The organism is Allobosea sp. GW821-FHT03A12 (genome assembly GCF_058986765.1).
Map to the genome: position 1 here is coordinate 260,805 of NZ_JBYSVZ010000001.1, position 20,009 is coordinate 280,813.

17 protein-coding genes and 1 tRNA gene are annotated in these 20,009 nt (G+C 66.2%); 4 read left to right on the forward strand and 14 right to left on the reverse strand.

Annotation, left to right across the window (positions count from 1 at the left end; genetic code table 11):
• Positions 1 to 810: a hypothetical protein gene (locus AC3WLC_RS01225; RefSeq protein WP_493682127.1), complete on the reverse strand. Its 810-nt coding sequence runs from the start codon at positions 808 to 810 to the stop codon at positions 1 to 3.
• A 121-nt stretch (positions 811 to 931) separates the two neighbouring features.
• Positions 932 to 1,177, reverse strand: coding sequence for a hypothetical protein (locus tag AC3WLC_RS01230; protein ID WP_493682128.1), 246 nt, complete (start codon positions 1,175 to 1,177; stop codon positions 932 to 934).
• Between the two features lie 179 nt (positions 1,178 to 1,356).
• Between AC3WLC_RS01230 and AC3WLC_RS01235 the strand changes: the two genes are divergently transcribed.
• Positions 1,357 to 2,367: a SphA family protein gene (locus tag AC3WLC_RS01235; protein ID WP_493682129.1), complete on the forward strand. Its 1,011-nt coding sequence runs from the start codon at positions 1,357 to 1,359 to the stop codon at positions 2,365 to 2,367.
• Between the two features lie 149 nt (positions 2,368 to 2,516).
• Here the strand turns inward: AC3WLC_RS01235 and AC3WLC_RS01240 are convergent, their stop codons facing one another.
• The 3 genes from AC3WLC_RS01240 to AC3WLC_RS01250 form a co-directional block, all read right to left on the reverse strand.
• Positions 2,517 to 2,729, reverse strand: coding sequence for a hypothetical protein (locus AC3WLC_RS01240; protein WP_493682130.1), 213 nt, complete (start codon positions 2,727 to 2,729; stop codon positions 2,517 to 2,519).
• A 430-nt stretch (positions 2,730 to 3,159) separates the two neighbouring features.
• On the reverse strand, positions 3,160 to 3,546 hold the full coding sequence (locus AC3WLC_RS01245; RefSeq protein WP_493682131.1) for a hypothetical protein: 387 nt from the start codon (positions 3,544 to 3,546) through the stop codon (positions 3,160 to 3,162).
• Between the two features lie 264 nt (positions 3,547 to 3,810).
• A complete protein-coding gene (locus AC3WLC_RS01250; RefSeq protein WP_493682132.1) occupies positions 3,811 to 7,137 on the reverse strand; it encodes an autotransporter outer membrane beta-barrel domain-containing protein in 3,327 nt (1,108 codons plus the stop codon).
• Positions 7,138 to 7,717: 580 nt separating this feature from the next.
• Between AC3WLC_RS01250 and AC3WLC_RS01255 the strand changes: the two genes are divergently transcribed.
• Both AC3WLC_RS01255 and AC3WLC_RS01260 read left to right on the forward strand, forming a co-directional pair.
• Positions 7,718 to 9,166: a sensor histidine kinase gene (locus tag AC3WLC_RS01255; RefSeq protein ID WP_493682133.1), complete on the forward strand. Its 1,449-nt coding sequence runs from the start codon at positions 7,718 to 7,720 to the stop codon at positions 9,164 to 9,166.
• Entirely contained in the window at positions 9,163 to 9,855 is a 693-nt protein-coding gene (locus tag AC3WLC_RS01260; RefSeq protein WP_493682134.1) for a response regulator transcription factor, read from the forward strand. The genes AC3WLC_RS01255 and AC3WLC_RS01260 overlap by 4 nt, the downstream gene beginning before the upstream one ends.
• A gap of 202 nt (positions 9,856 to 10,057) precedes the next feature.
• Here AC3WLC_RS01260 and AC3WLC_RS01265 read toward each other — a convergent pair whose 3' ends face one another.
• The 5 genes from AC3WLC_RS01265 to AC3WLC_RS01285 form a co-directional block, all read right to left on the reverse strand.
• Positions 10,058 to 11,827, reverse strand: a complete 1,770-nt coding sequence (locus AC3WLC_RS01265; protein ID WP_493682135.1) for a glycoside hydrolase family 2 protein — start codon at positions 11,825 to 11,827, stop codon at positions 10,058 to 10,060.
• Entirely contained in the window at positions 11,827 to 12,963 is a 1,137-nt protein-coding gene (locus tag AC3WLC_RS01270) for a hypothetical protein (RefSeq protein WP_493682136.1), read from the reverse strand. Before AC3WLC_RS01270 ends, AC3WLC_RS01265 begins: the two co-directional genes overlap by 1 nt.
• Before the next feature lie 5 nt (positions 12,964 to 12,968).
• Positions 12,969 to 13,823 (reverse strand): carbohydrate ABC transporter permease, encoded by an 855-nt coding sequence (locus AC3WLC_RS01275; RefSeq protein ID WP_493682137.1) that lies wholly within the window; start codon positions 13,821 to 13,823, stop codon positions 12,969 to 12,971.
• Complete coding sequence (locus AC3WLC_RS01280; RefSeq protein ID WP_493682138.1) at positions 13,820 to 14,710, reverse strand: carbohydrate ABC transporter permease; 891 nt, start codon at positions 14,708 to 14,710, stop codon at positions 13,820 to 13,822. Before AC3WLC_RS01280 ends, AC3WLC_RS01275 begins: the two co-directional genes overlap by 4 nt.
• Positions 14,711 to 14,786: 76 nt before the next feature.
• Positions 14,787 to 16,070 carry an ABC transporter substrate-binding protein gene (locus tag AC3WLC_RS01285; protein WP_493682139.1) on the reverse strand — a complete coding sequence of 428 codons (1,284 nt, stop codon included), beginning with the start codon at positions 16,068 to 16,070 and terminating at the stop codon, positions 14,787 to 14,789.
• A 214-nt stretch (positions 16,071 to 16,284) separates the two neighbouring features.
• Between AC3WLC_RS01285 and AC3WLC_RS01290 the strand changes: the two genes are divergently transcribed.
• Positions 16,285 to 17,250, forward strand: coding sequence for a LacI family DNA-binding transcriptional regulator (locus AC3WLC_RS01290; RefSeq protein WP_493682140.1), 966 nt, complete (start codon positions 16,285 to 16,287; stop codon positions 17,248 to 17,250).
• Between the two features lie 278 nt (positions 17,251 to 17,528).
• On the opposite strand, the gene AC3WLC_RS01295 is transcribed toward AC3WLC_RS01290, so the two are convergent.
• From AC3WLC_RS01295 to AC3WLC_RS01310, 4 genes are all read right to left on the reverse strand, one after another.
• Positions 17,529 to 17,605: transfer RNA gene (locus AC3WLC_RS01295), tRNA-Arg, on the reverse strand.
• Positions 17,606 to 17,748: 143 nt separating this feature from the next.
• On the reverse strand, positions 17,749 to 18,165 hold the full coding sequence (gene hisE / locus AC3WLC_RS01300; protein ID WP_493682141.1) for a phosphoribosyl-ATP diphosphatase: 417 nt from the start codon (positions 18,163 to 18,165) through the stop codon (positions 17,749 to 17,751).
• 62 nt (positions 18,166 to 18,227) lie between these two features.
• The gene (locus AC3WLC_RS01305) at positions 18,228 to 18,731 is read right to left on the reverse strand and encodes an RNA pyrophosphohydrolase (RefSeq protein WP_493682142.1); all 504 of its coding nucleotides are present in this window, start codon (positions 18,729 to 18,731) and stop codon (positions 18,228 to 18,230) included.
• Entirely contained in the window at positions 18,728 to 19,936 is a 1,209-nt protein-coding gene (locus tag AC3WLC_RS01310) for a divergent polysaccharide deacetylase family protein (RefSeq protein ID WP_493682143.1), read from the reverse strand. Before AC3WLC_RS01310 ends, AC3WLC_RS01305 begins: the two co-directional genes overlap by 4 nt.
• Positions 19,937 to 20,009 lie beyond the last annotated feature (73 nt).

The following is a 20,009-nucleotide window of genomic DNA, read 5'->3' on the forward strand; positions in this document are numbered from 1 at the left end:
TCAGCGGGCTGCGACCACCGCTGAAATCGATTTCACTGCGGCATCAGCGAGATCGTCTATCAGCTCGAAGCACGGCGTCGCCTTCGCCAGGAAGTCGCGAAAATCGGAAGCCAACACTTCGCCATTGCGCAGATCGCTGAAGCGCCAGGAATAGCGACGACGTTCAGCCAGCGGGCGCACCGCGATATCGAGGGAATAGGTCTCGCCGGGATGCGCGAACAGTTCCTGGATGGCGCCGGATGCGGCACTGCGTTCGACTGAGGGCACGACCAGCGTCTTGAAGCGCGCTTTGCGCAGCAGCGGGAGCAATGCGTCGGTGAAGAGCTCGCCCCGGAGCTCGACCTCGGGATCGGCGGAATCTGAGTGATCATGGATGACCACGGCGAGCGGCGTCACCTCCAGCGCGAGGGCTGCCGCAATCTCGCTGCCTCCCTCAGCATTGGCCAGCCCGGGCGACCAGACGAATGTCGGGACATAACTACCACGCGGTATCGTGATCCTGACGCGATCCTGACTGCCGGCGCCGTCGTAATAGGCGGTCAGGGCCGAACGCAGGCGCGTGGCCTCGATCCGGACGATGGGGTCGACAGTCGGATCGAAGCTGTCGTCTCGCCCGAAGACATCGACGCCGATCGAATAGGCTTTGATTCGATCGGCGTGCCCGTGAATGGTCTGCGTCACGACAAATCCGAGAAAGCGCTTGTTTCTCTCGGATATCCGGAGCGTTTCCGCCTTCAATAACGTTTGGAGAGCCGATAGTACTTCATCAGGCGGGGGCTCTTCGCCCTGCGCCGACATCTTTCTGTCCATTGCCCCGCCTCCAAAGCCTGGACCGAAAAAATTCTCTCGCCGATCAACGTAACAATGGCGCAACCATAGATGGATTGACAAGGCGCGCGGGCATGCTCGTTCGCCGCCGAGAGCACCTAGGTTAGGAAATTCTTTCGAGGATGTCTTGCTCTGTCGCCGACGCGAGCGCGTTGTATTCCGCAGTGCGTTCCCGGCCGACCGCCAAAGGCGATTTCGACCAGTAGGCCGCCGCCTCGCAGGCGGCCTCATAGGCCTCGCACAATTCCCCCAGACGAGGATCGCGGCCGTATCTCTCGCGCAGGGCCGCGCGCCGGTCCGGCCAGCGGAGCATCAGGCGGGCGAGCCCGCGTCTTTGCGCCTGTTCCATGCCGGGTGTCCACTACACCGTTAGGCGTATCGCCAGCATATACGCCCGGAATCTCGCCGCGGATGCAGTGGTTACAGTTGCCGCGCCGGCCAGGTCGCAAACGACGTGTTTACCCCTACGACTTGACGCTCCCGGTTGAATCACCGAACCCTTCGCCATGGTGACGAGGGGCGTAGATCATGAGGCGATTCCGAACCGCTCTGGTTGGCGCAACGACCCTTCTCGGCGCGAGCCTGCTCCATACGCAGCTCGCGGCGACCGAAGGCGGCGCAAGCCTCTATCTTCCGGGACTGCGCGGGCCAGGGGCCGGCATGCTGCCGCCGCCCGGCTTCTACTTCGAGAACGATTTCTACTCATACTCCGGCCGCCTCTCGGCTGGACGGCAAATCCAGCTCGGCGGCGCCGTGCTCGCCAACGTCAAGGTCGAGGCGCGGGCCAATTTCATGACCCCGACCTGGGTCACGCCGCTCGAGATATTCGGAGGCAATCTCGCCTTCGCTGTCACGGTGCCGTTCGGCACGCCGCGGATCAGCGCCGGGGCGGTGATCGCGGCGCCGCGTCTCGGCCGCGCCATCGGCGTCAGCACCCGGGATGCCACCTTCAATCTCGGCGACCCCATCCTCTCCAGCTTCATCGGCTGGCATGCCGGCAATTTCCACTGGCAGGTCGGCGGCTCGCTTAGCATCCCGGCTGGCGCCTATCAGGACGGCGAGCTCTCCAACATGGCCTTCAACCGCTGGATCGGCGACGTCTTCGCCGCCGCGACCTGGCTCGACCCCAAGATCGGCCTCGACATCTCCGCCACGGTCGGCTTCGAGATCAACGGCCGAAACAAGGACACCGACTATCGCAGCGGCAACGCCTTCCACGCCGATCTCGCGATCACCCAGTATCTCAGCAAGGAATTCTCGATCGGCGTGATCGCCTCGCATTACCAGCAGGTCAGCGGCGACAGCGGCAGCGGTGCGACGCTCGGCCCGTACAAGGGGCGCACCACGGCCATCGGCGGCTCGATCGGCTATAATTTCAGCGTCGCCGGCACGCCGGTCGCGGCGCGGCTCAAGGTACTGCGCGAGGTCAGCGTCGAGAACCGGCCGCAGGGCACGATCGCGCTGGTCAGCCTTGCCTTCCCGCTGGGCCATGTTCCGGCGCCCGCTGCCGAGCAACCGGCAAAGGTCCTCAAGCACTGACGCGCATGCGCATCGCTGTCGCTCAGCGGGCAGGCCAAGTTCTCCAACTGCTGCTCTGGCACAGGCCATAACAGCAGGGGCCTATCTTGAGCGCCGAGACACATGAAAGCCTTCGACTTGGACCACGCCGAGTGGTGCGCTGCGCGTTGTCAGGGCGGGCAGACGTCCCAGAAGCCCTGCGTGCGCTGGGAATTGGTGTAGAACCAGCAATAGCCCGGGGCCGGCGGCCGCGAATTGGCATAGGCTGTGGCCGCTGCGGCCGTCGCAAAGCCGATCGCCGCTCCCGACGCCACCGCCAGCCCCGGATGCCACCAATAGCCGGCCGGGCGGACCCAGGGCTGCACCGGATAGCCAGGGCGCACGGCCACACCTCGTCCGGCAACGACATTCCCCCTCGGGCCTCGGGCGACATAGCCTCTGCCGGCGACGGCTCCACGCGGCCCGCGCGCAGCATAGCCCCGCCCTGCAATGGCTCCACCTCTCGGCCCGACCGCGACGCCACCTCTGGCGAATCCCCGGCGGTACTGGACCGGCTGGACGAAGTCGGGCGCGGCGCTCCGCAGTCCCGGCGCAATCAGGGTGAGCGCCTGCGCGTCGTATGGCAGGAGCGGTGAAAGCATCAGCGCTGCCGCCAGAGCCTTCGCCACAAGACCGGCGATCGGCACCGCCGGGAGGCGATGCGCAGCCTTCGCGCTGTTGAATGACATCATGTCACCTCCTCCTGTGCTCATCAGTCGTCCGGGATGCGGCAAGCGCGGAGCGTGACGCCTTGCTGGCCAGGCGATCAGCACCTCACTTGTCGCAGCGATGATAGCTCGTCTCCACCTCCGGAAAATCCGGATCGAACCGAACGAGGTCGCCGTCGGGCTTGGAGCGGACCGAGACGGTCATCGTCTCGAAGAGGATGTCGGTCTCGCAGCCGAGCAGGATGGTCAGCACATCGCCCTTCTGCTTCGACGAGATCACGTCGCAGCTGGCATGCGCACCGCGCACATGCTTGCCGGTCGCAATGAAGCCCGACCAGCCCTCGGCCGAATGCTTGTTGAAGACCAGCCGGCCGTTGCGCTTGCTGAAAACCTGGTCGCAGCTCGCAGCGCTCGTCGCCCACGCGCCTTGCAGCCGCTCGACCGCCTCCGCGGAATGCCCGATAGCCATAGCGGCAGCGGCGAGCAGCGCCATGAATGGACGCCTCATATCTCGTTTCATGCGTCCACCCGCTGGCTTGCCGGCTCGGTCGCCCGCGATCGGGCATCGGATGAACCATATCTTCGGATGGAATGAAGGAGGCCGGTAGCAGGTCCGCGGCAGTAACTGTTACAGCGGCAATGTCCGAGTTCGTCAGCCAAGTTGCAGGCTTCATTTCTCCACCAGATCTCCCTTCGGGGCACCCGCACCGGCTTCGCCGCCGAGGCTCGGCGCAGCCGGGACGCCTCCCACGCCTCGTCAGAAGCTCACCTTGATCTGGGCCGCTCCGCCAAGGCGATTGCTGTTGGCGGAGAACTCCCCGTCGAAGCTGACGCCGAGCGTCATGCGCTCGCTGAGCCTGGCTATGACGCCGAGATTGACGAGCGCGCTGTTGCGGTCGGGCTCGGCGCCAGTCGCCGTGAACACCGCTCCAGGCAGGCCGGCCAAGCTCGCCGTCAGATCGGCATCGCGGCGAAAGTAATGCGCCCAGGCTGCCCGGACATAACCGGTAATGGGGACACCGCCGAGCGCCGTGTCGCTGTCGACCTGTACGCCCAGTTCGCCGCGCGCGGTGATGTCGTTGCGCCTGGCCAGAGCCAGCGCTCCGGCATTGGCTCCTCCCCAGTTCGCCTCGATCACGGCCGGGCTGTGGGCTCGCGTGCCCTGGATCGCGGCCAGCGGCGACAGCGAGAGGCCGTTCCAGCTCAGCAGCGCAGCGCTTGCCTGCAATCGCCCGCTCCAGGCCGTCGTCGCGTAGGAGGAAGCGAGGCTCGAGCCCAGGACCGGGATACTGCGGCTGACATCGTTCTCGAGCCGGGAATAGCTCAGCGCCGCGCCAAGCTTCACCGGACCGAGTTGCGTCATGCCGTAGAGGCCAGCCTGGAAGACATCCGCATCGATCTTGCCGAGCACCCCCGGCAGGGAGGCCCGCGCCTTGCCGCCGGAGACCGCGACGCCGGCGAACGTCCCCGGCATCAGCCTGACATCGACGCCCGTCGCCAGATGGGCATCGTCGATGCTGCGCCTGGCCGAGCCGATATGGGCATTGCCGTCGGTGCGGCCATAGGAACCATAGGCCGCCCCCCAGACGGAGTAGAACGGCGCGTCGAGCCGGGAGGATGCGGCGGACTGGTCGGCGTCTTTGCGCGCGAAGCCGGAATAGCTTGCGCCGCCCGGCCCGGGAGCGCCGGCACCGAGCCGGCCCGTGGCGGCCGGGTCGAGCATCACCCGCAGGAACTGATCCGAGGCGATGTGCGCCATCGCGGGCGCTGCCGTATGCACCTCGCCCGACAGGCTGTTAACCGCAGCCGCGATCGATCCGGCCGGCAGGTTGTAGATCGCGAACAGCGAGGACGGATCGCCGCCGCTCTCGACGGCCTGGTCGATGGCCCTGGCGACCGCGTAGGCATTCTTCGGTTCCGTTACACCGAGAAAGCCTGGGCCCGATGGCGTCGTCGGTGAACTGTCGGTCGGATCGACCGGCGTCAGTCGCTTCGGCGTCAGCGTCACCTGCACGTCATTGCTGGTGTAGCTCACCGTCGTGGTCACGCCGTCGCCGAAGGAGCCCTCGGTCGAGACGGTCCCGAAGCTGCCGCTGACGCTTGCCGCGCTCAGCACGGTGTAGGCCGTGTTGAAGCTGTAGGAGCCGCCGCCCGCCACCAATTGGATCGTGCCGGCCAAGCTGGCGCTGCCGCTCACCGTCAGCAGATCGGAGGTCGCGCCGACGATTTCGACCCGGTAGGTCGAGCCCGCGTTGAAGGTCACACTGCCTTGGACGGTCAGCGTGCCGACGGAGTTGCCGGGCGACAGCGTGCCGCTCACCACCGCCGTCGGGACGATGCCCGTGCCGCCGAGCGTCGCGCCCGCCGCCACCGTCACACCGGACGAGGCCGCGATCGAGCCGTTCACGATCAGCGTGCCGCCAGCGACGCTCGTCGTTCCGGTGTAGCTCTGTGCATTGACCAGGGTCAGGGAGCCACCCCCGGTCAAGGTGAAGCTGCCATCACCCGAGATGGTCCCGGAATAGCTGCCGCCCGCGCTCTCGTTGAAGATGACGCCGCGCGTGCCGGCTCCCGTCGCGAAGGTCAGGTCGCCGGCCATGCTGGAGGAATTGCCGCTGAGTGTCCCGTCCCGGATCGACCAATGCTGGCTGCCGCTGCCCGACAGCGTCCAGGTCGACGATCCCGTCTTCTCATAGGCCGTGAAGCCGGTATGCGAGGCTACGAGATTGCCGATATTGACGGTGCCGTTCGCTGTTCCGCCCAGCGCCAGCACATTGTTGGTGCCGCCGCCCTGAACCACGACATTGCCGATGGTCGTCGAGCCGGCCCGGATCTCGAAGCGGTTGTTGCTGCCGTAGAACTCGACCGCGTTGGCCCGCGTCGCGCCGTTCCCGGCCAGCCCACCCGCGATCGTCCCGGAATTGACGATCGAGATGCCGCCGCTCGCCGCGCCGACGATGCCGACACCGCCCGCGCCATGGCTGCTTGAAGCGGCGGTGCCGCCATTGCCGCCGGAAATCGTCCCGGCATTGTCCAGGCTTGCGGCCTGGCCGCTCCGGAAGACGATGCCGGCTCCTCCGTTCCCCGCGACATAGACTGGGTTGAGGTCGGACTGGTTCCCGCCCGCCCCGCCGGTGATGCTGCCGCCCGCCATGTTGGCGATCGAGCCGCCCCAGGCTTCCAGGCCGGCGCCGCCTCGGCCGTAGCCAGTCCCGCCTGCGTTCGAATCGCCTCCCTTGCCGCCGGTGATCGCGGCCCGGTTGTCGATGATGCCGAGATTGCTCAGCACACCGGCCCCGCCGGAGCCGGCCCAGGCGCCCGTCCCGCCCGCGCCGCCGCTGATCGAGCCGGCCTGATGGGACAAGCTGCCGCCATTGTACAGGAACAGTCCGGCGCCGCCGTGCCCGCTCTCATAATCGTCACCGCCCTGGCCGCCGGCGATGACGCTGGTGCCGCCCGCTCCGGCCGCGACGGTGATCGTGCCTCCGCCCAGCAGGACCAGCCCGGCGCCGCCGGCTCCGGCTCCCGCACCGATGCCGCCGCCAGCGCCGCCGCCGCCCGAGACAGCGAAGCCATTCGTATTCATGGCAACTCCGGCGCCGGTCAGGACGAGGCCGCCACCCCCACCCCCACCGCCGCCGCCGCCGGCAAAGGGCCCTCCCGAGGAACCGGCCGCTCCCGCGCCACCGGCATAGGCCGAGCCGAGGGACAGCGGGGAGGTCGTATTGACGAGGTTGCCGCCGCCGCCGGCTCCGCCCGCCCCGCCGTTGCCGGGGAATCCGGGATCAAAGCCGCCAACGCCGCCGCCGCCGCCGCCGCCGGCCGCCAGGTTATTGGGAGCGCCCGGCGCCCCGCCCGCTCCGCCAAGCCCGCCGACGTCATTGGCGCCGGCTCTCCCGGCCGAGGCTGATCCGCCGGGCGTCTGCGCGGCCGAACCGCCGTCGCTCCCAACAATGCCGAAGCCGCGGTCGCCGCCACCACCGCCGCCGCCGGCGATGCCGCCGCTCCCGAAGGAATAGCCCGCGCCGTTGCCGCCTCCCTGGGTGATCTGCTGTGCAGACGCTGCCTGGGACCATAGCGGCAATCCCGCACCGAGCGACAAGGCGAGGGCCAGGCAGGCACGGGACGTCGTGTGGCGTAGGTTCTTCCGTCGTCCGGAAACGGCGCCTGAGCCTGCTCCGTCACTTGGAGTGAGGGTGAGCAGCCGCGAAGGAGACGTTGACGGAGCCGTGGCGCGCCGGAATCCAGGCAGGCGCATCGGCGAACCACGGTCGCAAAGCGTCATCATCTCCCCCCATGCCGCACAGACGAATCCCTGATCTGGAATCCATCTGCCGCTTGTCGCGGCATGCTCAGCATCGTCTTGCCAGGCATCGCTCTGCTGACCGTCCGCCTGACAAGCCGCGAAGCAGCCGGCTTCAAAGTAGAATCCGGAGTCCGGCCGTGCCACCGTTGAATTCAGTTGAATTCTGACAGATTCTTACAATGGGCGCGGATCGACAGCTGAGTCGCATGCTCTTCGTGAAATTCTGAAAAATACTTTGGCATTGAACGCGATGCTTTGTTCAAATCGACTACATTCCGGCACGGATAAATTTGGTAGGAATTTATCAATCCCTCACATCGGCTGTTTCTGGCTGGGCGAATCGTGAAGCTGCATCGAGATGCTTGATCTCAAAACCATTCTGGTCGTGGCGCTGGCGACCGCGAGCCTGCAGGCCGCTGCCTGGGTCTTCGTCTGGCGGGCCTGGCGCCATCTCTACGAGCTGAAATTCCTTGCCGCGGGCTTCGGCGCCATCGCCGCCGGCCTTCTCCTGATGATCCTGCGCGGTCCGGAACCCGGCCCCCTGGCCATCGTGGTGCACAACACCGTCATCAAGCTGGGCCTCGTCCTGCTCGCCGAGGGACTTGCCCGCTTCTTGGGCCAGCCTCGCCATAGCTGGATCGGCCTCTCGCTGCTCGTCTTCCAGATCGCCGTCTGGGGCGCGGCGGTGACGGTCGACCCCGACAACATCGCGATCCGCATCCACAGCTCGACCGTCTTCACGGTGATCATGATGTCGGTGATGTGCCTGGGGCTGCTGCGCGACAGGACGCAGCCTGCGCTGCTGCGCTGGATCACCATCGGCCTTCTCGCCGAATACATGGCGGCCAGCATCCTGCAGAGCGTCATCGAATACCGACTGCCGGCTGATTTCGACAGCGGCCCGATCCTCGCCGACCGCAACGCCTGGTATCTGCTGCAGGGCACGCTGTTCCTGATCGCGTTCTTCACCTGCCTGCTCTTCATGGTCAGCGCGCGGCTCTCGGCCGACCTGCGCCGGAACCACGATGCGCTGCTGCGGGAAGTGGAGGAGCGTCGCAAGCTCGAAGGCCGGCTGAACGCCAGCCTGGAGGCCGAGCGCGCCGCGCGGGACGAGCAAGCGGATTTCATGCGCGTCGTCAGCCACGAGTTTCGCACGCCACTTGCGATCATCCGCAATGCCGTCGAGATGATCGGCCTGGTCGGCGACAGATCTCCCGAGGCGACCCGAGAGCGCCTCGCGGGCATCGGCGAGGCGCTCAACCGCCTGTTCTCCCTGATCGACAGGTTCATGGCGGATGACCGGGAGAATGGCTTTCAGCCGGAGCCGCTGCAGCTCGGCGCCCTGATCGGGGATGTGCGGCTGCATTTCCAGATGACAGCGCGCGGCGATCGCCTGCGCTTCGTCGTGGCGGATGAAGCCGCCTCTCTTCATGCCGATCCGGAAATGCTGGGAACGGTGATGATCAACCTGATCGACAACGCCCTGAAATACGCGCCGGACGACCCTGCGATCCGCATCGAGGCCCGGGAGGAAGCAGGGTCCGTGGTGATTGAGGTTCATGACCGCGGCATCGGCATTCCCGGCGCCGAAGCGAGCAAGATCGGCCGCCGTTTCTTTCGGGCGTCCAATGCCAAGGCGAGCGCGGGGACCGGCCTCGGGCTCTACGCAGCGCACAGGTTCCTGGCCTATCACGGCGGAACGCTGCGGCTCGCCTCCAATGTCGGGGAAGGCACGACCGCCATCGTGCGCCTGCCTTCGTCGCGTGAGGCGTCCGGCGCCAATTCGCCAGTGGAGACGACAGCGTGACGCATATTCTGATCGTCGAGGACGAAACCAGGCTGCGCAAGGATCTGGTCGATTTCCTGGGGCTATGCGGGTTTGCCGCCAGTGGAGTCGCAACCGCGCATGGGCTGCGGCAGGCCCTGGAGGAAGGTCACGCGCCGGACGTCATCATCCTCGACGTCGGCCTGCCTGATGGCAACGGCTTCGAGCTCGCGCGCTGGCTGCGCGAGACCCATCGCTGCGGCATCATCATGCTGACGGCGCTTGGTGACAGCGACGACCGCATCCGGGGCTTCGAGAGCGGCGCCGATATCTATCTCGTCAAGCACAGCACTCTGCGCGAGATCGAAGCGGCGACCCGCAGCCTGCTGCGGCGAAACGGATCCCTGTCCGCCTCAGCCAACGGCAGTGGCGAGCAATGGCTGCTGGACGGCACCAACTGGTTCCTGACCGCCCCCAATCACCGTTCGCTCAAGCTGACCGCGACCGAATTCGCCTTCATGAGCGCGCTGTGCAGCCGCGGTGGCACCTGCCAACGCGAGGAGCTGATGGAGACGCTCGCCCGCCCCCGGTCGACCTTCGGCAACCGTCATCTCGATGCCATCGTCAGCCGGCTGCGCCGGAAGATCGAGGAACGCACCAGCCTGCCGGCGCCGATCAAGGTCGTCTACGGTGTCGGCTACACGTTTACGGCGACTGCCACCATGTTATGAGCCCAGGCGATCATCGTGCCATGCGCGACACGTCGCGTCACCTCAACGGTGATCGCTCCCATGGCTGAAAAAGCAACCAAGCCCTGACCAAGTAGGTTTGCTCCAGCTTCTCTTGTCCTGATCGATTGAGCTTGCTGGTGGCGGATACCGTCATTGGGCGAACGGCTATGCTCGCGATCTGGCCCGATTGTCGGGCCCATGTCTAACCACGCCATTCGGCAAAGAGCTCGGAAAGCGCCGTGAAGGCCAGCTTGCGGGTCGCCTTGTCTTCGGCGATCAGGCCTTTCCGGTTGAAGCCCTTCTGGAAGCCGGTCTGGCGGCGCTCGGTCCGGAAATCATAGAGCAGCCAGGCGGCGATCCCGGCGACATAGGACGTCGCCGCCAGCCGTTTGAGCTGCTGGCGATAGAACTCGGCCTGCCAGTCTTCGGTGAAGAGGATGCGGCCAGCTCCGCGATGGCCAGGCAGTGCATCGGCGCCGGTTTCAGAGACGATCACCGGCTTGCCTGGATCCGAATTGGCCAGCAGACGATCAAGGCCTGAGAAATCCGGCTCGTACCAACCGAAATACTCGTTGAGGCCGATCACATCGAGGTGTTCGGCGAGCCGATCCTCGATGGCGAAGGTCTCGCGGTTGATCAGGCAGGCGGCGCCGACGAGACGGGTCGGATCGGCGTTCCTGGCGGCCTGTGCGAGTCGCGCCATGAAGGAGAGGCGCGCATCGGTGTCGGCGTTCTCGTTGCCGACGCCCCAGAGGATGACGCTGGCGCGGTTGATGTCGCGGGCGATCAGCTCACGAAGCTGGTTCTCGGCGTCGCGATAGGTGTCCGGATTGTCGAAGGCGATCGCCCAGTAGACGGGGATCTCGGGCCAGAGCAGCAGTCCCATCTCGTCGGCGATCCGCGCGACATGCTCATGGTGCGGGTAGTGAGACAGGCGCAGGAAATTGCCGCCGAGCTCTTTGACGTGCCGGAAGCGGCGGCGGACATCGTCTTCCGTCGAGACCTTGCCGAGCACCAGATCGTCCTCGTGGACGCAGACGCCCTTCAACCGGATCGTTTCTCCATTCAGCAGGATGTCGGTGCCGCGAGCCTCGATCGTGCGGAACCCGATGCGCTCGTCGACCCGGTCCGTGCCGCAGGAGAATGCGACATCGTAGAGCCGGGCTGCTTCGGGAGACCATGATTGCCCGGTGAAGGGGATCGTCGCCTCGCCCTGGCCGCTGCGGACTGGAAGCGAGAGTGACAGGCCGAGCTCGGGAATGCCGACCTGCGCCGTCGTATCCACCACTTCGGAGAGCGCGATCGAGAACCGGACCTCCCGCCCTCCGGGCAACAACGCGGCGCGCGCCTCGCGGATGAAGACCGTCGGCAGGCGCATCAACGAGATCTCGCGATAGAGACCGCCATAATTGAACCAGTCGATATGCTGCATCGGCACGCGGACCGCAGAGCGTCGGTTCTCGACCATGATCTGCAGGCGATTGCGGCCGTCGGTCAGGACTTCCGTCACATCGAGGCTGAACGGTGTCGAGCCGCCGCGATGGCCGCCGACATAGCGGCCGTTGACGAAGACCAGCGCCGCGTAATTCGCAGCGCCGATGTTGAGGATCGCTCGCTCGCCGGCCGGGCCGCGCTTCCACTCCAGATGGCGCGTATACCAGGCCGCGCCCTCGAAATAGGTCCATTCCGGCTTCAGCAAGTTCCAGCAGGACGGGACCCGAACGAGCTCGCCCGCCTCGATCTCGTAGTCGCGCGGCTGCGACCATTGCGCGGGCGGCGTCTCGTCGAGCGCGAACCATCTCTGGCGCAGGCCTTCGTCGAAGAGATCGAGTGTCAGGCGCCAGTCGCCATCGAGCGACAGTACCGGTCGGCCATTGACCGGCACATAGGCATCTGCGCCGACGAACCCGGCGAGATAGGGCCGAGCGTAGTCCTCGTCGTGGAGGTGATGGAAGGGATCGTCCGCTGCCATCACGGCGCTCCGAGCCGGTAGCCGATGCCGATCATCCGCCGGAAGCGCCAGTGCCAACGTCCCGAGAACAGCACGTCGGCGATCATCGCGATCGCGATCCAGCGGAACCAGGTCGCGAAGCCGTTGGAGAGCCCTTGCGGCTCCTCATAGCCCCCCACCCAGCCATCCTGCCGGCGGATGCCTGTGCGCACGTCGCAGAAGCCGCCATCGGCGTTCTGGTCGGCAAGCAGCGCGTCGAGCAGAGTCGAGAGCCAGCGGCGGATATCGTGATGGCGGTGATCGAGCAGCGCGAGGCCGTGGACGAGGACATCGACGGCATCGACGTCGATGCAGGCGGAATCGACACGCGGCGGCAGCGAGAGGACATAGTCGACCGAGCGGTCGAAGGCCGCCGGGACGCGGCCCTCATGATACCAGATGTGGAAATTATGCATCGAGCCGGCGAAGGCGTGCAGCAGGCGGGTCGCGTCAGAGAGCTGCCCGACACCCCAGAAACCTGTCGTCGGCTCGCGGTTGCGGTCGTGCCAGCCATACAGAATCTCGAGCGACGCATCGACGCGCGCCCGCATCGCAGCGTCCCCGTCCCGCCGCAGCAGCAGGAAGAAGCTCGCCAGATTGACGATGTTGTTGCCCTCCTGCCAGGGATCGTTGAGATCGCGATCGGCGAGCCAAGCCTTGAGCTTCAGCGGATCGAGGAAGGGCCTGGCGAAGGCCAGGTTCGGGCGCCGGCCCGGCTCCAGCGCATCGATGGCGCCGAGCGTGTAGTTGGTGACGTGGAAATCGATATAGCGCCAGGTCTCGTCCCGGTCGGGCTTCTTGAACACCGCCTCGCCGGTCATGCCGGGCACGCGTGCGATACCGTCGAGGCGGCGGTGCCCTTCGAGCCAGGTGACGAGCGCCGACCTCTCGGCTTCGGAGAGGCCGCCGAGCCCACCGATCAGATCGAGGCACATGATGCCGTTATAGGTGCCGTAGAGGTTCACGCCCGGCCAGCGGACCGGGTCCTGTGCCGCCGAGATGCGCATGACGCCCCTTGGCTCCCCCGGCACCTGCATCGCGGCCAGCCAGTCGAGCGATCGCAATCTCGCGGTCTCGATCGCCGCAATACAGCTTGCCTCGGATATCGTATCGACCATCAGGCTCATCCCTTTACGGCCCCGCTGGCCATGCCTGCCATCACCCGCTTCTGAGCGAGCAGGAACAGCCCCGCCACCGGCAGGGTGGTGATGACGGAGAGCGCCATGATTCCCTGGAAATTGGCCCCCAGCTCCGTGTTCATCGACAGGAGCGCCACCGGGAGGGTGTAGGTGTCCGGCGTCTTCGAGATCACCAGGATCGGAAACCACTGGGCCCAATTGAGCAGGAAGGTGATTAGCGCCACGGTCGCGGTGATCGATGAGGCCATCGGCAGGACGATGCGGAAGAGGATCTGCACCTCGTTGGCGCCGTCGATGATCGCCGCTTCGATGACCTCGCCCGGGATCTTCCGGAAGAACTGCTCGAACAGGAAGAACTGGATCGGGCCGAGCGCCAGGAACAGCACGATGCCGGCATAGGAGCCGAGCAGGCCGAGCTTGAACATCACCAGATAGACCGGGATCACCAGCAGCATGTAGGGATACATGATGGTGACGAGGAAACCGTAGCGCAGCGCGGTGAAGCCCGGGAGCTTCGGCTTGCGCGTCAGGGCATAGGCTCCGAGCGCGGTGACGACGATGCTCAGCACGGTCGAGGCCGTGGTGATCGCCAGTGAGTTGGCGATGTAGCGTGCCAGCGAGACGCCGCCGAGGCTGGCGATCTCCGAGAAGATCGAGAAATCGAACGTTTCCGGCAGGAGGCGCAGCGGATCGTCCATGATTGCCCGCGTCGAGCGGAAGGCGCTGACCAGCATCCACCAGTAGGGATAGAGGAAGGCCAGCCCGACCAGCCCGGCGAAGGCGTAGGCCGCGACCTGGAGCGGCCGGCTGATCCGAGTCATCTGGGCATCGGCGCTCATCGCGCGGCCTCCCTGTCGCCGAGGCGATAGATGCTCAGCGACACGCCGATCACGATCAGGAAGAGCACGCTCGCCATCGCCGTCGCCTCGCCGTAGCGGCCCTGATCGAAGAGCTGGTAGGCGTAGTAGGAGACGAAGTTGGTCGCCTCGTTCGGTCCGCCTTTCGTCATCACCACGACGACGGTGAAGGTCTTCAGGAACTGGATCAGCGCGTAGACGGTGTTGATGATGAAGGCCGGCTTGAGCTGCGGCAGGATCACATGGCGCCAGCGCTGCCAGGCCGTGGCGCCGTCGACATGCGCCGCCTCTTCCAGCGCCCGGTCGCGAATGGCGAGGTTGGCGTGGAAGATCAGCATATAGAAGCCGGCATGGTGCCAAAGCTCGGCGATCAGCAGCGAGATCATCGCCGTCGGGCCGGTGGTCAGCCCGGCGAAGGCGGGCAGGCCGACAGTGTCGAGCAGCGCATTGATCGCCCCGAAGGAGCGGTCATAGAGCCAGCGCCAGACGACGTAGCCGGCGACGTCCGGCGTCACCACTGGCAGGAACAGCGCGAGGCGCAGGAGAAGACCGCCGCGCTTCAGCACCGGTGAATCGATCAGCACCGCCATGCCGAAGGCGAAGCCGACATTCACCGCGACCGCCACCGCCGTATAGAGGAAGGTGCGCAGCAGCGAGGCCAGGAAAGCCGGATCGGCGAAGATCGCGGCGTAGTTGGCAAAGCCGACATAGGTCGGGCTCGGCCGCAGCGCCGTCGCCGACGCGGTGAACGACACCGTGATCGACAACACGATCGGCCAGATCCCGAACAGGATCGTCAGCACCGCAAAGGGCAGGACGAAGAGATAGAAGATCCGGTTATGCCAGACCGTTTCAAAGGTCATGGTCATGCTGTCTGCCCTTCGGGAGGAGGCCTGGCGGCAGGCCGCGCCCGCCGCGGCCTGCGATCGCGGGATCACGAGTGGGCTATTTGCCCTTCAACTTGGCCGCGAGCTCGCGCATCTCCTTGGCCGTCTCGGCGATGAACGGCTTCCAGTCCGCCGGCGGATTGGCGATGCCGGAGAGCAGCTTCTTGTGAAAGGCCGCTTCGAGCTCGGGATAGAAAGGATGCACCGCCTCGGGGAAATCATAGGCGATGAGCGGCGCCTCGGCCTTGGCGAAATACTGCGAGCGCGGGGATAGCGCCGCGACGTCGAGATCACCGCGCACGGCCGCGCCGACATGGTCGAGCGAGGCCTGCTGCGCCGCCTTGGTCAGCATGAACTGGGCGAACTCCTGCGCCAGTGCCTTGTTGGGTGCGTTCTCGGGGACGGCTACGCCCCGCATGCCGCCGATGACGACGTAGTTCTTCTCGTCGGCTGCAAATTTCGGCCATTTGCCGACGAGGAAGTCGCCGTTCAGGACCTTCTCCCCGTCCCATTTCTTCACGTTCCAGTCGCCGACCCGGAACATGCCGCCTCGGCCGCCCTCGATGACCTGGTACATCTCGGTGAAGGAGTGGTTGATCGTGTCAGGCGCGACGAACTTGTAGCCCGTATAGGTCTTGAGGAACTCTTCGAGCACCGCGGCGTGGCTTGGCTCGTCGACGGTGATCTTGCCGTCGGGGTCGATAAGCGTGTGGCGTAGGCCGGTGCCGAAGGTGAAGAGATCGAGGATGTGGATGAGGTCACGCGGCTTGGCGGCCTCGAGCGCGAAGCCGAAGGTATCGGCCTTGCCATTGCCGTCGGGATCATTGTCGCGGAACTTGCCGGCGACGCGCTTGGCGTCCTCCCAGGTCTCGGGGAATTTCTCGCCGACCTTGTCGAGCCAACTCTTGCGGACGCCAAAGCCCATCTGCACCCGCTGGATCGGGATGATGATCTGTTTGTCCTTGTAGGTGGCGACCTTGAGATCGTCCTGCGTCAGGAAGGCCTTGTCCGTGACCTTGCCGAGCAGCGGCTTGAGGTCCGAGACCTTGCCTGTCTGGTCCTGGATGCGGATGACGCGCTCATAGTTGTTGAAGATCAGATCCGGTGCCGAATCCGTGTTCAAGGCGCTGATGACGCGGCCGAACCACTGGTCGGTCGGGAAGCTCAGGGACTTCACCGTCACGCCCGGCCGCTGCTTGGCGAACTCGGCCGACATCGCGTTGAACCATTTGATACCGTTGTCGCCGAGGTCGTGCCAGACCGTCAGCGTCTGCGCCGGGGAGGGCAGCGCACTCGCCATCAACAAGGCTGTCCCGGCGGTGATGTTCTTCAAGAAACCCATGGCTTCCTCCCATGAACGCTATTGAGCTGCGTCCTTCTGCTGCTCCACCTCGCGAGGCGGGAGCGATTGAGGGTAAACGTTTACCCTTGCTGTAACCTAAGGCGACCCGCTATAAAAGCGCAAGCGTTTTGTGGCCTTGGATCGAATGACGGCGATGACGATGCGGCGCGCGGCGCTCAAGCCGCCTGATGCTCAGCAGGCATCGATTGCCAACGTGGCCGAACGGGCCGGTGTCTCGATCGCGACCGTCTCGCGCGTGCTCAACGGCGTCGCGAACAAGGCCTCGTCCGAGACGGTCGCCAAGGTCAGGCAGGCGGTGGCCGAGCTCGACTACCGCCCCTCCAGCGCCGGCAAGTCGCTCCGGCAGAAGCAGAGCAGGCTCGTGGCGGTGCTGGCCGCCAACCTCGCCAACCCGACGATGGCGGCGATCGCCGCCTCGACCGAGGTGGCGCTGCGAAAGCAGGGGCTGGTCATGGTGCTCTGCGACACCCATGACGATCCGGATCTGCAGGACGAATATCTGCGCGAGATGCGGGCGCAGCAGGCTCGGGCCATCGTTTTTCTCGGGGCGGTGGCGAGCCCGATGCTGGAGCTGATGCGGGCCGGCCCCACGCCTTTCATCTTCGTCAACCGCCGTGACCCCGGCGACCCCGATAGCGATTTCGTCGGCATCGACAACGCACAGGCGGGTCGCGATGTCGCCGCGGATGCGCTGGCGCACGGAATCAGGCGCCCTGCGCTCATCCACGCCCCGCTCGCATCATCGGCGACGCGAGCCCGCGTCGAAGCGATCATCGAGAGCTTTGCTGCGGCGGGGTATCCGATCCCGCCTTCCCTGATCCTGGGACCGGCGGAGAAGGAGCATTTGGCGATCGGCTATGCCGCCGCCGGCACGCTGCAGTGCAATCGCAGCGAGTTCGACGCCCTGATCTGCACCGGCGATCTCATCGCCTTCGGTGCGCACCGCTTCATCGCGGAAAGCGCCGCCCGGGTCGCCCCGCCGATCTACGGCTTCGACGACAATCCGCTCAACGACTGGGTCGCGCCCTGGCTGTCCTCGATATCGATCCCCTACGGCACTTTCGGCCAGGCCGTTGCCGAACTCATCACGAGCATTCGCACGGGAGAGAGCCGCCAACGCGTTCTGCCTCACAGGCTGATCGAGAGGCGACGGTCTTAGTCACGCCCCATCAGCGCCAACTCAGACAGGTCGCCTCGCCGAAACCGATTCGGCCGAAACCGCGCATTCTGGAGCGTTTGCGGCACTGGTTGCCCCGGTTGTGATGTGATGCGCATCTACCGGCTGATTCAACGTCGTCGTCGATGAGGTGGGTGACGGCACGGCACTGAGCGATGCTCTAGATCAGGCATCAACGGCACGTTTCTCATTGGCGGGCAGCAAACGATAAAGCCCGCCGGAGGGGCGGGCTCTCATACGAGCTAAGCTTTTAAATAAAATGGCGCGCCCGAAAGGATTCGAACCTCTGACCCTCAGATTCGTAGTCTGATGCTCTATCCAGCTGAGCTACGGGCGCGTGACAACGGAAGCGGTCTTTGAAGGCCGCCATCGGCTGACGGATGCGGACTTAACGGCTCCCGCCGCGCTTGGCAAGCCCGATTTGCCGACTTCCTTCGCTTTCTTGTCGAGCCCAGTCGCGCGCAGCGAGCGAAGCTGCCGTCAGCCGTGCTTGCCGTGCAGCAGGAGCGGCTGCAGCGTATCCTGCCTCGCGCCGTCATCGCTCGCTGCGCTGTCCGGCGCAGCAACGCGATGACCGCCATGCCGTGATTTCGGTAGTTTCTCGGCGATGCCGTAGAGCTCCTCGCGCCGGTCCATCTCGCGCCAGACCTCGCCCGGCGTGATGCCGAGTTCGCTCCACAGCACGACGAGATTGTAGATGAGGTCGGCACTTTCGCGGACCACTGCCGGGCGGTTGTTCTGCACCGCCTCGATGCCGACCTCGACCGCCTCCTCGCCGAGCTTCTTGGCCATCTTCGGCACGCCCTCGCGGACGAGCTTGGCCGTGCGCGAGCGGGCGGGGTCGCGGCTGCGGGCCGCAAGGACGGCGGCGTAGAGTCTCTGCACCGAATCGGTCATCGCTGCAGAATCGGGCCGCCATGTAAGGGTTTCGTGACGGTCGCGCCGCCTGCGCCTGGTGCTCATCGTGCCACCCCCGCGAACAGACGCACCACCTCGCGGTAGACGTCGCGCTTGAACGGGATGATCAGCTCCGCGGTTTCCGCGAGCGGCACCCAGCGCCAGGCGTCGAATTCCGGCTTGTGGCCGCCGCCGGGACTGAGGATGTCGATCTCGCTCTCGTCGCCGTCGAAGCGGAAGGCGAACCATTTCTGCGACTGGCCGCGATATTTGCCGCGCCAGGCTTCCTTGCCGATCTCGCGCGGCAGGTCGTAGCTCAACCAGTCCGGCGCCTCGGCGAGCAGGGACACCGAGGAGACATTGGTCTCCTCGCGCAGCTCGCGATAGGCCGCCTCGATCGGCTGCTCGCCGGCGTCGATGCCGCCCTGCGGCATCTGCCATTCATGGCCGGGGGCGGTATGCTCGCGCTGGCTGCGATTGGCCCGCCGGCCGACGAAGACGAGCCCGGCCGGATTGAACAGGGCAAGGCCGACGCAGGGGCGGTAGCCGGCGGGAGGTTTCATCATCGCAGCGAACCGGTGGTGGAGGGGTTGCGGAAGCCGCGGGCGGCGCTGACCGGCACGAGGACCAGGTTCTTGCCCTCGAGCGTGCGGGCCCAGCGGGTGATGCGCTCGATCGTGACCGGCAGGGCGCTGGCGGTGGCGACGACGGCACCCTGGTCACGGGCGAGCGTTTCGAGCCGCTGCAGTTCCCTGTCGATGGTCTCGGGGCGCGGGACCGTATCGAGCGAAAGATCGGCCTTGAGCGCTGGAATCTGCGCCTTCGCCGCCGCCGAGGCGAGCAGGCTGCGCGGCGAGGAGCCGTCGTCGACGACCATCAGCCCGCGTCCGGCGAGCTCGCGCAGCAGCGGGGTCAGGGCCATGTCGTCCGCAGTGAGGCGGCCGCCGAGGAAGTTGACGATGCCGACATAGCCGGAGAAGCGGCCGAGCACCCATTGCAGCCGGTCGAGATTGTCGCTGCCCTTCGGTCCGGTGAGCAAGGTGTGTGGGCCGGGGTCGTTGTCGGGATAGTCGAACGGCTCCATCGGCACCTGCAGGAAGACCTCATGGCCTTCGCCGCGGGCGCGCTGCACCGTCTTCTCCAGCTCGGCGCCATAGGGGGCGAAGGCGAGCGAGACGGGGCCGGGCAGGCGTGCGATCGCCTCGCTGGTCGAGCTCTGGCTGATGCCGAGCCCGCCGACCAGGATGGCGATCCGGCCGGCCGGCTTAGCGACGGGGGAGGGGCCGAGCGGACGGGCATAGACCTGCGCCGGCGTTGCGCCATCAGGGCCGACCTTCGGCAGCAGGCCGTGCCGGGTGCGCTCGACCAGGCGCTTGTCCGGCGCCGGAGCGAGCTTGACCGTGCCGTCATCGGGAACGGTGATGATGATCGCGCCGGGGGCGTCGGAGCCGGGTCGGACGACGGTGACGCCGGATTCGGTCTCGAGCTGGCTGGCGCTGGCGGGGCCGCGCCGGTCGTCGCTCGGGGCGGGTTCGGGCGAAGCCTTGGCGATGTCGGGCGCGACAGGGCGCTCGCGGATCATCGCTGTCGCGATCGGCTCGCCGCCATTGGGGTCGCGCTTCAACGCCGCGTAGAGGACGAGGCCGGCGAAGAGAGCCGCCAGCCCGCCGGAGAGGCCGCGCCAGAGCCAGCGCCCATAGGGCTTCGGCGCGCGTGCGCGCTTCGCCTGCCCGAGCGGCTGGTCGAGTTCGCTGAGCGGCAATCCGGCCAAGAGGCGCCGTCCTCTTCGACGTCAATAGGTCTGCGAATCAGTTCGCAGCGCTAGAGTCGGATGATTCGGGCTG

Bases quoted from the DNA above. Each gene is read 5' to 3' on its own strand.
- AC3WLC_RS01225 (WP_493682127.1), bottom strand. From the start codon at position 810: ATGGACAGAAAGATGTCGGCGCAGGGCGAAGAGCCCCCGCCTGATGAA.
- AC3WLC_RS01230 (WP_493682128.1), bottom strand. From the start codon at position 1,177: ATGGAACAGGCGCAAAGACGCGGGCTCGCCCGCCTGATGCTCCGCTGG.
- AC3WLC_RS01235 (WP_493682129.1), top strand. From the start codon at position 1,357: ATGAGGCGATTCCGAACCGCTCTGGTTGGCGCAACGACCCTTCTCGGC.
- AC3WLC_RS01245 (WP_493682131.1), bottom strand. From the start codon at position 3,546: ATGGCGCTGCTCGCCGCTGCCGCTATGGCTATCGGGCATTCCGCGGAG.
- AC3WLC_RS01255 (WP_493682133.1), top strand. From the start codon at position 7,718: ATGCTTGATCTCAAAACCATTCTGGTCGTGGCGCTGGCGACCGCGAGC.
- AC3WLC_RS01265 (WP_493682135.1), bottom strand. From the start codon at position 11,827: ATGGCAGCGGACGATCCCTTCCATCACCTCCACGACGAGGACTACGCT.
- AC3WLC_RS01270 (WP_493682136.1), bottom strand. From the start codon at position 12,963: ATGGTCGATACGATATCCGAGGCAAGCTGTATTGCGGCGATCGAGACC.
- AC3WLC_RS01275 (WP_493682137.1), bottom strand. From the start codon at position 13,823: ATGAGCGCCGATGCCCAGATGACTCGGATCAGCCGGCCGCTCCAGGTC.
- AC3WLC_RS01280 (WP_493682138.1), bottom strand. From the start codon at position 14,710: ATGACCATGACCTTTGAAACGGTCTGGCATAACCGGATCTTCTATCTC.
- AC3WLC_RS01285 (WP_493682139.1), bottom strand. From the start codon at position 16,070: ATGGGTTTCTTGAAGAACATCACCGCCGGGACAGCCTTGTTGATGGCG.
- hisE (WP_493682141.1), bottom strand. From the start codon at position 18,165: ATGACCGATTCGGTGCAGAGACTCTACGCCGCCGTCCTTGCGGCCCGC.
- AC3WLC_RS01305 (WP_493682142.1), bottom strand. From the start codon at position 18,731: ATGATGAAACCTCCCGCCGGCTACCGCCCCTGCGTCGGCCTTGCCCTG.